Source organism: Pontibacillus sp. HMF3514, from assembly GCF_009858175.1.
In the GTDB taxonomy this organism is placed as follows: domain Bacteria; phylum Bacillota; class Bacilli; order Bacillales; family BH030062; genus Pontibacillus.
In genome coordinates, this window is the sequence record NZ_CP047393.1 from 1,507,689 (window position 1) to 1,520,829 (window position 13,141).

Sequence of the window (13,141 nt, forward strand, 5' to 3'; positions counted from 1 at the left end):
TAGAAAGGAGATCATTTATGTCTGAAGATAAAGTATTCAATTATGAAAAAGCAGAAAAACTTTTAGATCCAAAACGACAAGAAACCGTTCCAGTTGATAAGGTATTTGAATTGCTACAATTGGAAGGGAAAGAAAAAGTAGCCGACTTAGGTGCAGGTAATGGTTATCTAACTATACCAATTGCTAAAGAAACTACAGACCGTGTTACAGCGATTGATCTACAATTTGAAATGCTCGAACTTTTAGAAGCCAGAGCAGTTGATGAAAAACTAACGAACATTGATCGTATGAAAAGTAGTTTAGAGTCATTAAACTTACCTGATGGAGCTTATGAGCGAACAGTCGCTGCCTTTGTACTTCATGAGGTTCCTGATTTGCACCAATCATTAGTAGAAGCACACCGAATCCTAACTGAAGACGGTACGTTACTCATTCTTGATTGGGAAAGAGTTGAAGCTGATCAAGGTCCACCAATAAACCATCGCATTTCAGCTAACCATATGGCTGAGCATGTTGCTAAAGCAGGATTCGATGTAGAGGTAGGGCACTTGAACGAAGAGGTTTACTATATACGTGCAACGAAATAATAAGTGGGGGTTAAAGTCCCCCCCATACCCCTTGACGAATTAAATTTTTTTGTTAATATATACCCGTAGGGGTTAAGGTAAAAGGATGAAAAAACAAATTTTCAAGGGAATGTTGCAAATGGAAAGCCTCATTACAATTGTATTAATTTTAGTAGCTGTTTTTCTATTCATTCGAACTATTCGCCCTCCAAAGGGTGTTAATCAAATGACTACAGAACAGCTAGATCAAGACCTAAAACAAAATAAAAACAAAAAGCAATGGATTGATGTAAGAACTCCTGGTGAGTTTCAATCTCGCAATATTAAAGGGTTTAAAAATTATCCATTACAAAAACTAAAGCAAGATTTAAATGAATTGGATCAAAATAAGGAAGTAGTCGTGATTTGCCAGAGTGGTGCAAGAAGCCTTGCAGCAGCTCGCACATTAAAAAAGAACGGTTTTGAACAAGTTACAAATGTGCAAGGTGGCATGAATGCTTGGAAAAAATAGAAGGAGGAATTTTTCATGAAAACTATGACAGCAGAAGAAGTTCGCAAAAAGTTAGAAGAAGAAGGTAAAGACCTAAACTTAGTTGATGTACGAGAAGATGAAGAAGTAGCAGAAGGAAAAATTCCTGGAGCTAAGCACATTCCTCTAGGATCTATTGAAGATCGTAAAGATGAACTTGATCAAGATAAAGAATATATTATGGTTTGCCGTTCTGGTGGACGTAGTGGAAAAGCAACGCAATTCCTAGAAGAGCATGGATACAATGTGATCAACATGGAAGGCGGCATGCTTAGCTGGGAAGGTAAAAAAGAGTAACCGACTGATAGGGAGGAATAACGATGAAAGCAAATGAAACACTTGATGCAAAAGGGCTAGCTTGTCCTATGCCGATTGTTAAAACGAAAAAAGCAATTACAGGATTAGAAGCAGGAAATGTTTTAGAGGTTCTTGCAACTGACCAGGGATCCAAAGCGGATATTCAAGCTTGGGCTGAGAATGCAGGTCATCAGTATCTAGGAACTGTAGAAGACGGAGAAGTCCTAAAGCATTACCTTCGTAAGGGTAAAGATGATGAGGATCAAGAAGAAAAGAAACATGATCAAACGATTTCAAATGAAGAATTACAAAATAAACTGTCTGAAGATGTAACGGTTCTAGACGTAAGAGAACCAGCAGAATATTCATTTGGTCATATCCCAGGTGCTATCAATATTCCACTTGGTGAGCTTGATGAGCGTTTATCAGAATTGAATTCAGACCAGGACGTATATGTCGTTTGCCGTACGGGTAGCAGAAGTGATCTAGCTTCTCTAAAGCTAGCTAAGCAGGGGCACAATGCTTATAACGTCATTCCTGGAATGAAAGAGTGGAGCGGAGAGACAAAACAAGAACAATAAATAGGGGGTAATTGGATTATGATTAAACCAATGACAGCAGCCGAAGTTGCAAAAAAAGTTATGAACCAAGAAGAACTATTTATTCTAGATGTTCGTAATGAAAGTGAATTTAAAGATTGGAAAATTGAAGGTAACTCCATTCACGTTATCAATAAGCCGTATTTTGACCTATTAGATGGTGTTGAGGAAATTGTTGAAGAACTACCAAATGAAAATGTTTTAGTCGTTTGTGCCAAAGAAGGTTCTTCTCAAATGGTAGCAGATATGCTTGATGAAGCAGGCATTAAAGAAGTTTCCTACCTTGAAGGCGGAATGAAGGCTTGGAGTGAATATCTTGATCCGGTAAAAGTTGGAGATCTTTCTGATGGCGGAGAGCTTTACCAGTTCGTACGTCTAGGTAAAGGTTGCCTATCTTACCTTGTTGAAAGTCAAGGTGAAGCGATGATCATTGACTCTAACCGTACAATTCAACCATACCTTGATTTTGCTGAGGACAAATCCTTAACGATCAAACATGTTGCAGATACGCACCTTCACGCAGACCACATCTCTGGGGGACGTAAAATTGCAGAGGAAACAGATGCTTCATACTGGCTTCCTCCAAAAGACGCTACTGAAGTAGAGTTTGATTACAATGGTCTTGAAGATGGCACTGAAATCGAAGTAGGTAATACGAAAATTAAAGTGCAAGCAATCTATTCACCAGGCCACACAATTGGTTCAACTTCTTTCATTATTGATGATCAATACCTTCTAACAGGTGATATTCTATTTGTTGAATCAATCGGACGCCCTGACCTTGCTGGTAAAGCTGAGGACTGGGTTGGCGATCTAAGAAATACACTTTACAGCCGTTATAAAGAACTTTCAAACGATCTTCTTGTACTACCAGCACACTTTAGCAAAATGAGCGAAATGGCTGATTCAGGAGTCGTTGCGAAAAAACTTGGTGACCTTTACCAAGATAACTCTGGTTTAAATGTGGATGATGAACAAGAATTCCGTAAGATGGTTACAGAAAACCTACCACCACAACCAAATAGCTACGAGGAAATTCGTCAGGTAAACATGGGTAAACTCAACCCAGAAGATGAAAAGCAACGCGAGATGGAAATCGGACCTAACCGTTGCGCAGTTAACTAATATTACTAAAGGGAGAGATGAACAATGAACGCAGCAAAAGTATTAGACGCAAAAGGCGTAGCATGCCCAATGCCAATCGTTAAAACAAAGAAAGCAATTGGAGAAATCGAAAGCGGAGAAATTCTAGAAGTTCAAGCAACTGACGCAGGTGCAAAAGCTGACCTAACAGCATGGACAGAATCAACTGGTCATGAACTTTTAGATTCCTCTGAAGCAGATGGCGTATTTACGTTCTATATTAAAAAAGGTTAATGAATATTAATGAAGAGCCTCTTCTCGTGTGAGAAGGGGCTTTTTTTATTATGGAGGAGTCTAACAGGATTAAGTAGTAGTTCGCTTTTGCATATTCTTCTAATTGATGAAGTAATTGTTTTCCGTACCCTTGTCCTCTTATTGATTCATCCATCTACAAAAAATCAATGTGCATGTAATACCAAAAAGCTTCCCCTGTAATTCCACCGAGTAATTTTCAGCTTCCAAGCACCTCAGTTTTATGAAAACAACGGTTATGAGAAATTTGGAAAAGTAGAAGATCATCCTAGAGGACACAGCCGTTCCTATATAATGAAAAGATTATAACCAACTTGAAAAACCCGCAATCTTCAATGAAGGATAGCGGGCTTCTTTGTTTTACGTACTCACTGGCGCTGGCTGCTCTACTTCAACAGACTTACGCTCATCAAAATCATTACTTAACTTAGGCAAGATCATATAATAAAGGATTCCAACTAGAGCTAAAACTGCTCCACAAAAGTAAAACAGAGAAGAAATAGAAAAGTAATTCGGAAACCCAACTGAAATAAATCCTAATGTAGCTGTATGAGAAATCATCATGACAGGAGTAATCCAGCTTTCCACACGGCCCATCATTTTACGATCTACAATTGAGGGGAGCCAGCCCCCAATAGCGATATTTGATAGAGGGATCGTTAAAGCTACAAAAGCTGTTAAAATTAGAAACCATGTAACTGTAGAAACAAAGCCACTCGCAACTAAGAAAATACCCGCGACACCTAATCCCAATGATAGACATGTATAAAGTTTTAATTTTTTAACCACCATCGATGCAAGGATACTCCCTGTAATCATAAATACTCCAAAAATAATCCCAAGTACGACAGACCATTGTTCATAGTCATCAGGGGTCAATTTGTATTTTAAGATATAGAGTGGCATAACAGATAATCCACCGTTAACAATACCTATAATGAAAAATCCAGCAATGAGTGCCATCAAAAGTTTATGATTAAGAATGTATAGTAATCCTTCTTTGAATTCTTTAAAGATAAAAGAGAAATTTAAATCCTTAATACTGTGTGATCCATTTGGAAGACGAGCTTCTTCATCAATCGTACAAGATAAAATTAAGAATGCAGATATCAAGAAAGTAACAGCGTCACCAATAATAGCTCCATGAACACCTAATGCCCAATACGCACCAAGCCCTAATGCTGTAGCAAAAAGGTTGAATACACCAGCAATCATCTGATTTAAACCAGCTGCAGTAGAATACTCCTCTTCATCTAAAATCCCTTGAACTAAGCTCATTTCCGCTGGAGCAAAGAATTTAGCTACAGCACTACGTAAAAATAATACAAAGAATACAAGAGGCATAAATTCTGTCATGATAGCACCGATTAAAACAATGGATAAACCTGCACAGATAAAGTCACTGTAATAGGCGACTTTTTGGCGATCCATACGGTCAGCAACTACACCTGTTAAAAAGAAAACAAGCAATGTTGGAGCTGAATACATCATTTCTGTAAACGTTGCATAGAATGGCTGACTAGAGAAGCGGTCCAATAAGTAAAATGTAAAAGCTGTCATTCCAACAATAGTACCTAGTCGGGATGTAATAGCAGCTAGAAACACCTTTGTGAAGTTCATTTTTTTAAATACAGCAAATGTATCTTTCATTTGTATCTGTCCTCTCCAACAATTTGATATTCTTATTTTAATCTAAAAACCAAAAAAAACCACCTAACCGTGGATTGAATGTTTCTCGGTCTAGAGGCGGATGGAGAAAAAAGAATAAAAAAAGCAGCCTAGAACATAGACTGCTTACTCATCAGGGTTATGTGTATCTTCTTTTTGTCCTTCTTTTTTTCCACCTTCATGAGGGAATAGCTCCTCAGATGCTTCAATTCGCAACTTTTGTGGGACAAGCGTTTGCCGTCTTTTATCATAGATATGAGAACCTAATTGAAGAACTTGGTTTTCCATATAAATGTGGAAGAACGTTTCAAAGGCTACAATGAAACCTGTTGCAGTTAAAGCTGCTGTGAAGGTTTGAGTTGGTATTCCATTAATAACATATCCAAATGTATAGAGAATACCAAAAGATAAAACGAGATCTGCAATTGAAGTGACGATAAGACCAAATCTTCTTAAAATAAAGAGATCCCCTACAATATAAGTAACACCCAATAACACTACACTGATGAGCATTATATTGAATAGCGAAGCGTAAGTAATGAGCGCATAGATAGGTAAAATAGCAACAAGGAGAATAACCCATTTGATACCTAGTGCTTTTATGTGTTTCAGTTTCAACACCTCCACACTTATTTTTTTCTTCTTCTTTTGAATTATTCACTTTAAAACGTCTTAATCAATTTCGTAATCATATGTTATAATTTACATAAATATGGAATTTTAAATGACGAGAATAAAAAAGAAAGAATTATTATTGCGATAAAGTTTCTGAATATTTTACAAATTATATCTAGAAGGTTAAATCATCAACAAACAGGGTATAGCAAAAAAAGGAGAGGTGATAGAAAGTGGCAATTCGTCAGTTAGAGGAAATCCGAATTCCTTCAAGAAATCTAGAAGAAACAAAATCATGGTATGAAGATCATTTACAGATCTCTGCAAACCAGCATGAAACAGATGAAGTAAAGTTTTCATTTTCTAAAGGAGCTAAATTAGTATTTTATAAAAGTGAAGAAGAGCATACTTATCCATTTAGCCCGATCAATTTGAATGTGTATGATCCCCAGAATTTACATAGAGACTTGTTCCTAAAAGGATGTAAACTTACAGATATTAATGACTTTTATGATATGTTATCTTACGAGGTTACAGACCCCAACGAACTACAAATTGGTATCGTAGGTTGGGAAGATGGTCTTCAATCTGCATCGTTTATGCATTTAGGTGGATACTTTTTACCTGTTCAAAATTTAGAGCGTGCATATCAATGGTATAAGGACCATCTGGGAGCAATTGAATTGAACAGTTTTACATTTCCAACACCTATGTACGGAGAACTAAGAGCCATTACTTTAGATCATTTGCAGATTACTCTTGTAGAGATTCCAACAGATCTGTTCACACAAATGAATCATCCATTCACATTAGGGTCTAATAATATTCAAGAGGACTATCAAACATTAAAAAATGCTGGCATCGCAGTTGAAGAATGTGAAGATGGTGAGTCTTTCCATTTTACTGATGGAGAAGGACATAAGATACGCGTTCAATTCGTTTAACATGTATGAAACAACTTAATTGTACAAAACCTAATTTCAGATGTGTCAAGAGGAGGCCCTATCTACATGAATGCAAAAGCTTTTGTGTTTGATGCTTATGGAACATTGTTTGATGTTCATACAGTCATGGATAAGCTCAATGATATATTTCCTGATAAAGGAGAAGCTATCAGTCAGCAATGGAGAAGTAGACAAGTTCATTACTTTTTTATCAGACAGCTAATAGAGGGTTACCAACCTTTTGATGATATAACGAGATGGGCTTTAGTCGATGCATTAAAAATCAATAAGGTTAATTATTCCTTTGATCAAATTGAAGCATTAATGGAAGCATATTCTCACTTAAAACCATTTGATGAAGTAAATCATGTGCTTAACGATTTGAATCGTAATCAAAAAGAACTTGTGATCTTTTCAAATGGTACGATGGATATGCTTGAGCCTTTATTGGAAAACAACAACATGGAAGGTGAAATAGGCTTATTAAGCGCTGATCAAATCCAAGTGTATAAACCAGACCCAAGAGCTTATCAATTTGCATCGGATCAAATTGGTTTAGAGCCTGAAGATGTTCTATTTATGTCCAGTAACCCATGGGATATAACGGGTGCGAAAAGCTTTGGATTTCAGACAGTCTGGATCAATCGTGGAAAGAGTATTTGGCCTGAAATTGGTTTAGAACCTGACCACGAGTTTGAAGATCTAAATGGAATTTTAAAATGGAAATAAAGTAGACCTTCTTTCCTTCAGTTTACTTTTTATTGATGAATGGTACACTGAACGAAAGGAGGTTTTCTTATGTCTTTTCTTATAAATGGACTATGGGCTCTTTTCCTTTTAGTGACGTTTGCTTACTTTGTCAATAAAGATGTAAGAAAAAAGAAGAAGAAGTGGGGAAACGTACAACCACCCTTCGATCCAGAGGTTGAAAAAGAGAAGAATCGTCACGTTCCACCAATCCCAATGGATGGGGGATCACCATAAACAACTTCCTAACACTTATTTTTAAGTGTTTTTTCTTTTTGTATCATTAGAAGTTTAAGGGGATTCAGGTAGTGTTACTATAATAAGTATATCTTTGTGAAAGATTTGAGAAGAAAGGGGGAAGGTTATGATACGATCACTTGCTTTAACAAAAGATAATCAACTACATAAAGATTTACCCTTGGAACGGCTGCTGGAAGATTCGATTGAATGGTTTTGGGTAGATTTTGCAGAACCAACACCTAGTGAAACCGAGAAGTTAGATACTGTGTTTAACTTTCACCCATTGGCGATTGAAGATTGTATTCACACGCTACAAAGGCCGAAACTCGATTATTTTGATGATTACACATTTTTTGTGATACATGCATTAAATTCTAAAACATTAGGAAAAGAAGAAATTGATATGTTCAATGGAGATGGTTATCTCGTTACATATCATAAACACACATCTCCTGAAATTGAACAAGTTTGGAATCGATTAAAACGTATGAATACGCCTTCTAAATGGGGAGAGTATCAAATTTTACATCAGATTTTAGATAAAGTCGTCGATAACTATTTCCCAATTGTTTATGCGATAGAAGATCACATAAATGATATCGAGGAAAATACTAAACAATTATCTATGGAGCGCTTATTGGAGCAATTATTTGATACACGTGCTGACCTGTTAACCTTACGTCAAACGGTTCACCCAATGCGTGATCTATTATATCGCATGTTAAGCTCTCATCATTTAGATGGGGTTCAAACTCGAAAAGAGTACTTTTCTGATATTCATGATCACCTTCTGAAAGTTGCGGAGTTAATTGAATCCAATAGAGAAATGACCCAGGATATAAGGGATAGTTATATGTCGTTAAATTCTCATGAAACGAATCGAACCATGCAGATTTTAACCGTTATCTCCACAATATTCATGCCATTAACATTTATTGTAGGTGTGTATGGAATGAACTTTAAGTACATGCCTGAACTTGATGCAAGGTACGGATACTTTATCGTTTTAGGTTTTATGATTACTGTAGCTATTCTCATGTTTGTTTGGTTTAAACGAAAAGGATGGTTTGATTAACAAAGGGCTCAGAGTATTTTACTCTGAGCTTTTTTTAATAATAAGCATTATTCCATTAAAGCCCCCTTATGTGGAAGACTTGTTTTCGAGATAAGATGAGTATGGTTCCGTTGCTTTTATGGAGTGCGGCGGGCTGGGAAACGGGCTGCTTTCCCCGGACGAACGAGCGAGCCTCCTCATACGCTACGCTTCTTGCGGGGTCTCGCTCGCCCGTTATTCCGGAGGAGTCAGCCCGTTTCCCAGCCCACCTTAGCCGAATGGAGATTAACGGAACCGCCTTAGTTTTGGGATGAGGTGTTCTGATTCCAGGTAGTATAACACTATCATGACAAGGCTCTGAACAACTTCTCTGAATATGATTTCCAACCAACATGAGGTGGGATAGCCAAATTATGGTCCGTTAGTTTCCATAATCGCGTGGAGGGAAGGAAACGGCAAACTGTCGTGGTAGCAAAGGCAAGACGAGACCCCGCAGGAACGAGGAGGCTCGGCTTGTCTTCCACAACAGGCTTGCCGTTTCACTGACCGCAACAAATTACTCAACAGCAACGGACTCCTCTCAGTTTCAAGTCTTCAACAATCCTGCCAAATAGCTGAATAACTCCTCTCCGCATTTCATTATAAACTTACAGAATCAAAGTGTTTTTTTAATGGGCTTAGATTCAAATACGTCTCAAGACCGAAAGAATATCAATCTCCTTACCGTTATCGCAGCATTCGTATGAAGGTATGATAAGAGTAAGATAAGAAAACAACCGATCTTGTTAAAGAATTTGCGAATGACTTGAATAAGGAGTGAGTTCAATGATATTGACAGAAAATGAAATCCGTGACCTCATTGATCAAAGAAAGCCAAAAAAATAGTTTCCCCTAATCATTTTATATAAATGAGAAAACCCGCCTTTCCTATAAAGGCGGGTTTTTTTCTAATGATCTTTACCATCATTCTTTTTAGTTTTTGTACGTTCATTAAGGCTCCAATAGTATATTTTAGGAATGCGCATGTAAAACCAGTGCTCATAAATAAGGGAAGTGGATATAAAAGAAAGGAGTTTCCAATCAATAAGTTTGATGTCCATGGATGATGCTCCTTTACAAAGAAGTATGTTCATTCCAATATACGCTTTTATCAGGTTGTCTCATGTGTTCATGTTTTTGAGCTGAACACCATATATTAGTCATAGGACAAGTAGAAATGAGGGAAGGATGTTATGAGTTTAATATTTTACGGTACCATAATGCTCATCTTCACAATGATGTTTTTTATCATATTTCTACATCATTCAAGAAAAATATTACCGCTCTATACACGTACAGTAGTCATGGTGGTTACGATGATAGGGAGCTTTTATACTGGAATGGTATGGGAAGTTTTATTTTCATCTTTATTGTTTTCTATGATAATTGGGGTTTTGACAGGGGCCATACTTATTATTCTCATGCTACCTTTAGATTTGGAACACCTTTTACATGGATTCATGCAAGCATTAATGGGAGGGATGATGGGGGGCATGCTTAGTGGCATGGTTATAACGAATGAATGGGAATTGATGTTGAAAATTTTCTCTCTTTTGGTTTTTTCAATAATGTCCCTAACTATATATATTTGCGCACGTGATCACCCATTAGTAAATTGGTTTCGTAACCCCATATATATGGCGATTACGATGATGATTGTTGGACTGTTTGTATATCAAATTGAAATTTCGCCTTCTCAACATCATTCCCCACATCTGCATGAAGCTTTGGGATATTTATTAGAAACGGACCTTTCCTAAAATAGGAAAAGTTGTTAAAGTAAAAGAAAGAATTCGAACTTCGTTAGGGAGAGGGTTATATTGTATCGAAGGCGTATCCGTAACCTGGTTCATTGGAAAATTATGATTCTATTAACTATCGTCATTTGGATTGGAATATCGAAGGTTGCTGCATCTTCTGATCCATCAGAGGTAGAGGAGCATAAAAAAGATTCACCTTTACAAGTTGTTGGGGAAGGTACCCCTATAAACTTGATTTATGAAGGTGGAGACCCTAAGTTCGTTAACTCACCTTAATGCGAAGCCTAATAAAAGTCCTTCCCAATTTAATGCCATTGGAAAGGACTTTTATTAGGCTTCTTCTTTTTGGTTATAATTCAACTGTTGCTGAGATATTTTCTTTTTCGTCTTTTTAATACCTGTATCACAAGATTGGTCTTTAGATTTCTTAAATTGTTTAAGAGCAAAGTAAGCTATAACGATAATTCCAATACCGATAAAAATATATTGTTGAACACTAGAAAATAGGTTTTTCATAGATTCAAGATTCCCCATTCCACCTAATATGAGCATCACATAAATCCATGGGGTCATACCAAGATACGTAATCGCTCCAAATCGTATAGGCTTAACTTTACTGATACCAGAAAAGTAAGAAATATAATTTCCTAGTCCTAATGGTCTTGAAATAGCTATCGTCCATTCTCCGCATCGGTTAAACCAACGTTCAGACTTGTCTAGTTTTTCTGGTTTAATCCATTTCTTCATTTTTCCTTCGAGCTTATAGCCAATAAAATATGGTATATAGCTAGCTGCTGTATAAACAGCTCCAGCTAATAAGGCCACCCACAGCAATTTGAATGCTGAGGCATCCATAATATAACCGTACGTTAAAACGACAATCGTACCCGGGAATGGGAGTGAGGAAGCTTCGAGAGCAAGACTAAGTAATAAACCATAAATACCTATCTCTTTAATGAAATTTATTATAAATTCGAGCATTGTGTGCCCCTTTCTACTAGAGTCCAACTGTTCTTCTATACGTTGTATACCCTCAAATATTATTGTATAAAAGTGTTCCCATACATTCCCTCTTAGTCTTTCAAAGTGACAGTTGTTCTTTAATCTGATATGATTCTTTCGAGTATCGAATGAATGGAGGCCTGCTCTATGTCAGACGGGCAAGAGATAGATAAAGAGATTGAGATTCCTAATTCTAGAGGATTGCTTTTTGCATTATGTGCAGTTTTAATGTTTTCAGTTATGAATGGAACGATGTTTAATATTGCAGTACCTGATATTGCTAAAACCTATGACTTACTTCCATCAGAAGTAAGTTGGGTGATGACCGGATATATTATGGTGTATGCAGTAGGAGCATTAATGTATGGAAAGTTAGCAGACTTTTACCCATATAAAACGTTAATAACGATTGGACTAACGATTTTTTCAGTAGGTTCAATCGTAGGTTTCTTTTCTGTAAATTATGGAATGGTCCTTGTCGCTAGAATCATTCAAGCAATGGGTGGTTCTATGATTCCTGCGCTTGTATTTTTAGCACCGATTCGTTATTTTCCAAAAGAAAGAGGAAAAGTGCTAGGAATTGTATCTTCTGTAATGGCATTTGCATCAGGAATTGGTCCTATTGCAGGTGGATTTATAGCAGGCACCTTAACATGGAGGTATCTATTTTTAACATCTGCATTAATCATTATTACACTTCCCCTACTTCGTAAAAACTTACCTGAGGAGAGTACCAATAAAGGGTACGTAGATTATTTGGGGGCGGCTGTGATTGGTGGATTTATAGCCTCTTTACTTTTAGGTATTACATTAGGGAATGTTTGGGTTCTTTGTGTATCAGCCATGTTCTTTATTTTGTTCATACTAAGAACACGTTCGATTGAGAAGCCTTTTATCCCACCGCATTTATTTAAAAATATCAAATATCGAACAACAATCATTACGAGCTTTTTTACAATAACTTGTTTATTCGGAATGATGTTTCTGTTACCGATCATGTTACGGGATGTGTACGGTCTTTCCACGATGAGCATTGGTTTTGTGTTGTTTCCAGGTGCAATGAGTGCTGCGCTTGTTGGACAGAAGGGTGGAACTCTTGTTGACTTAAAAGGGGCAAAATTTGTTTTGTATGGTGCAATGTTATTACTAGGAACAGGTTTTCTTGCAGTTTCATCTGTTTCTGGTTTGGCCGTATGGTTGTTAAGTGGTATGGTTATCATTTCATATATGAGTTTTCCTCTTGTGCAAGCATCCTCAGCTGAACTGCTTTCTAGTCTACTTTCAAAAAATGAAACCGGGGTAGGCATGGGAGTATTTAATCTGATGAATTTTGTCTCAGGGGCTATTAGCGCTACCATTATTGGAAAAGTATTAGATTTATTTGATCCCAGCTTTTCGATCAACCCCATAGCGATGGGGGGAGCTTCTTCTATTTACAGTAACATCTTTTTAGCTTTTAGCATGATTATCTTGATAGGCTATCTTCAATTCCGGTTCTTTTTCCATAAAGAAGGATAAGAAAACCATCTGAATGGTGAGCTGTAAATAGAGCGTCTGCACTTATACTTCTTTCTTAAGTGCAAAAAGAACAAACCCTTACTCGTAATGAGTAAGGGTTTGTCGGGAAAAGATGGAGAAAAGGATGATTGTGTATGATAAACTCCTTCACAGGAGATATCAGCTTTA

General features: G+C 37.0%; 18 protein-coding genes and 1 pseudogene. 14 read left to right on the forward strand and 5 right to left on the reverse strand.

Going from position 1 to position 13,141, the window contains the following annotated elements:
* The first annotated feature begins 17 nt into the window (after positions 1 to 17).
* The 6 genes from GS400_RS07815 to GS400_RS07840 all read left to right on the forward strand — a co-directional run bounded on the left by GS400_RS07815 (position 18) and on the right by GS400_RS07840 (position 3,368).
* Entirely contained in the window at positions 18 to 587 is a 570-nt protein-coding gene (locus GS400_RS07815) for a class I SAM-dependent methyltransferase (protein WP_160100589.1), read from the forward strand.
* 85 nt (positions 588 to 672) lie between these two features.
* The gene (locus tag GS400_RS07820) at positions 673 to 1,077 is read left to right on the forward strand and encodes a rhodanese-like domain-containing protein (protein WP_370519769.1); all 405 of its coding nucleotides are present in this window, start codon (positions 673 to 675) and stop codon (positions 1,075 to 1,077) included.
* A gap of 15 nt (positions 1,078 to 1,092) precedes the next feature.
* Positions 1,093 to 1,392, forward strand: a complete 300-nt coding sequence (locus GS400_RS07825; protein ID WP_160100591.1) for a rhodanese-like domain-containing protein — start codon at positions 1,093 to 1,095, stop codon at positions 1,390 to 1,392.
* A gap of 23 nt (positions 1,393 to 1,415) precedes the next feature.
* Positions 1,416 to 1,973, forward strand: a complete 558-nt coding sequence (locus GS400_RS07830; RefSeq protein WP_160100593.1) for a sulfurtransferase TusA family protein — start codon at positions 1,416 to 1,418, stop codon at positions 1,971 to 1,973.
* Positions 1,974 to 1,988: 15 nt separating this feature from the next.
* A complete protein-coding gene (locus GS400_RS07835; RefSeq protein WP_160104556.1) occupies positions 1,989 to 3,116 on the forward strand; it encodes an MBL fold metallo-hydrolase in 1,128 nt (375 codons plus the stop codon).
* A 24-nt stretch (positions 3,117 to 3,140) separates the two neighbouring features.
* Complete coding sequence (locus tag GS400_RS07840) at positions 3,141 to 3,368, forward strand: sulfurtransferase TusA family protein (protein WP_160100595.1); 228 nt, start codon at positions 3,141 to 3,143, stop codon at positions 3,366 to 3,368.
* Here GS400_RS07840 and GS400_RS07845 read toward each other — a convergent pair.
* Positions 3,355 to 3,522 (reverse strand): GNAT family N-acetyltransferase, encoded by a 168-nt coding sequence (locus GS400_RS07845; RefSeq protein ID WP_160100597.1) that lies wholly within the window; start codon positions 3,520 to 3,522, stop codon positions 3,355 to 3,357. The two genes, GS400_RS07840 and GS400_RS07845, sit on opposite strands and share 14 nt — an antisense overlap.
* Positions 3,523 to 3,584: 62 nt before the next feature.
* On the opposite strand from GS400_RS07845, the pseudogene GS400_RS20165 reads away from it, so the two are divergent.
* A pseudogene (locus GS400_RS20165) lies at positions 3,585 to 3,695 on the forward strand (GNAT family N-acetyltransferase); the annotation flags it as partial.
* Positions 3,696 to 3,746: 51 nt separating this feature from the next.
* Here the strand turns inward: GS400_RS20165 and GS400_RS07850 are convergent.
* Both GS400_RS07850 and GS400_RS07855 read right to left on the reverse strand, forming a co-directional pair.
* Positions 3,747 to 5,036: an MFS transporter gene (locus GS400_RS07850; RefSeq protein WP_160100599.1), complete on the reverse strand. Its 1,290-nt coding sequence runs from the start codon at positions 5,034 to 5,036 to the stop codon at positions 3,747 to 3,749.
* Positions 5,037 to 5,180: 144 nt separating this feature from the next.
* Positions 5,181 to 5,672 carry a DUF2512 family protein gene (locus tag GS400_RS07855; protein WP_160100601.1) on the reverse strand — a complete coding sequence of 164 codons (492 nt, stop codon included), beginning with the start codon at positions 5,670 to 5,672 and terminating at the stop codon, positions 5,181 to 5,183.
* Between the two features lie 230 nt (positions 5,673 to 5,902).
* On the opposite strand from GS400_RS07855, the gene GS400_RS07860 reads away from it, so the two are divergent.
* The 4 genes from GS400_RS07860 (at position 5,903) to corA (ending at position 8,675) form a co-directional block, all read left to right on the forward strand.
* Complete coding sequence (locus GS400_RS07860; RefSeq protein ID WP_160100603.1) at positions 5,903 to 6,613, forward strand: VOC family protein; 711 nt, start codon at positions 5,903 to 5,905, stop codon at positions 6,611 to 6,613.
* 66 nt (positions 6,614 to 6,679) lie between these two features.
* Complete coding sequence (locus tag GS400_RS07865) at positions 6,680 to 7,342, forward strand: haloacid dehalogenase type II (RefSeq protein ID WP_160100605.1); 663 nt, start codon at positions 6,680 to 6,682, stop codon at positions 7,340 to 7,342.
* A 69-nt stretch (positions 7,343 to 7,411) separates the two neighbouring features.
* On the forward strand, positions 7,412 to 7,597 hold the full coding sequence (locus GS400_RS07870) for a hypothetical protein (RefSeq protein WP_160100607.1): 186 nt from the start codon (positions 7,412 to 7,414) through the stop codon (positions 7,595 to 7,597).
* Positions 7,598 to 7,724: 127 nt separating this feature from the next.
* Positions 7,725 to 8,675 carry a magnesium/cobalt transporter CorA gene (corA, locus tag GS400_RS07875; RefSeq protein ID WP_160100609.1) on the forward strand — a complete coding sequence of 317 codons (951 nt, stop codon included), beginning with the start codon at positions 7,725 to 7,727 and terminating at the stop codon, positions 8,673 to 8,675.
* Positions 8,676 to 9,601: 926 nt separating this feature from the next.
* On the opposite strand, the gene GS400_RS07880 is transcribed toward corA, so the two are convergent.
* Complete coding sequence (locus GS400_RS07880; protein WP_160100611.1) at positions 9,602 to 9,754, reverse strand: hypothetical protein; 153 nt, start codon at positions 9,752 to 9,754, stop codon at positions 9,602 to 9,604.
* A gap of 132 nt (positions 9,755 to 9,886) precedes the next feature.
* Here GS400_RS07880 and GS400_RS07885 point away from each other — a divergent pair, with 132 nt between their 5' ends.
* Together GS400_RS07885 and GS400_RS07890 are read left to right on the forward strand one after the other, a co-directional pair.
* The gene (locus GS400_RS07885; protein WP_160100613.1) at positions 9,887 to 10,453 is read left to right on the forward strand and encodes a hypothetical protein; all 567 of its coding nucleotides are present in this window, start codon (positions 9,887 to 9,889) and stop codon (positions 10,451 to 10,453) included.
* Positions 10,454 to 10,555: 102 nt separating this feature from the next.
* Entirely contained in the window at positions 10,556 to 10,729 is a 174-nt protein-coding gene (locus GS400_RS07890) for a hypothetical protein (RefSeq protein ID WP_236561199.1), read from the forward strand.
* 54 nt (positions 10,730 to 10,783) lie between these two features.
* Here the strand turns inward: GS400_RS07890 and GS400_RS07895 are convergent, their stop codons facing one another.
* A complete protein-coding gene (locus GS400_RS07895) occupies positions 10,784 to 11,434 on the reverse strand; it encodes a DedA family protein (protein WP_160100617.1) in 651 nt (216 codons plus the stop codon).
* Positions 11,435 to 11,602: 168 nt separating this feature from the next.
* On the opposite strand from GS400_RS07895, the gene GS400_RS07900 reads away from it, so the two are divergent.
* Entirely contained in the window at positions 11,603 to 12,973 is a 1,371-nt protein-coding gene (locus GS400_RS07900) for an MFS transporter (RefSeq protein ID WP_160100619.1), read from the forward strand.
* Positions 12,974 to 13,141: the final 168 nt, after the last annotated feature.

Bases quoted from the DNA above. Each gene is read 5' to 3' on its own strand.
- GS400_RS07825 (WP_160100591.1), top strand. From the start codon at position 1,093: ATGAAAACTATGACAGCAGAAGAAGTTCGCAAAAAGTTAGAAGAAGAA.
- GS400_RS07840 (WP_160100595.1), top strand. From the start codon at position 3,141: ATGAACGCAGCAAAAGTATTAGACGCAAAAGGCGTAGCATGCCCAATG.
- GS400_RS07885 (WP_160100613.1), top strand. From the start codon at position 9,887: ATGAGTTTAATATTTTACGGTACCATAATGCTCATCTTCACAATGATG.
- corA (WP_160100609.1), top strand. From the start codon at position 7,725: ATGATACGATCACTTGCTTTAACAAAAGATAATCAACTACATAAAGAT.
- GS400_RS07900 (WP_160100619.1), top strand. From the start codon at position 11,603: ATGTCAGACGGGCAAGAGATAGATAAAGAGATTGAGATTCCTAATTCT.
- GS400_RS07895 (WP_160100617.1), bottom strand. From the start codon at position 11,434: ATGCTCGAATTTATAATAAATTTCATTAAAGAGATAGGTATTTATGGT.
- GS400_RS07880 (WP_160100611.1), bottom strand. From the start codon at position 9,754: ATGGACATCAAACTTATTGATTGGAAACTCCTTTCTTTTATATCCACT.
- GS400_RS07890 (WP_236561199.1), top strand. From the start codon at position 10,556: ATGATTCTATTAACTATCGTCATTTGGATTGGAATATCGAAGGTTGCT.
- GS400_RS07865 (WP_160100605.1), top strand. From the start codon at position 6,680: ATGAATGCAAAAGCTTTTGTGTTTGATGCTTATGGAACATTGTTTGAT.
- GS400_RS07830 (WP_160100593.1), top strand. From the start codon at position 1,416: ATGAAAGCAAATGAAACACTTGATGCAAAAGGGCTAGCTTGTCCTATG.
- GS400_RS07815 (WP_160100589.1), top strand. From the start codon at position 18: ATGTCTGAAGATAAAGTATTCAATTATGAAAAAGCAGAAAAACTTTTA.
- GS400_RS07820 (WP_370519769.1), top strand. From the start codon at position 673: ATGAAAAAACAAATTTTCAAGGGAATGTTGCAAATGGAAAGCCTCATT.
- GS400_RS07850 (WP_160100599.1), bottom strand. From the start codon at position 5,036: ATGAAAGATACATTTGCTGTATTTAAAAAAATGAACTTCACAAAGGTG.
- GS400_RS07845 (WP_160100597.1), bottom strand. From the start codon at position 3,522: ATGGATGAATCAATAAGAGGACAAGGGTACGGAAAACAATTACTTCAT.
- GS400_RS07870 (WP_160100607.1), top strand. From the start codon at position 7,412: ATGTCTTTTCTTATAAATGGACTATGGGCTCTTTTCCTTTTAGTGACG.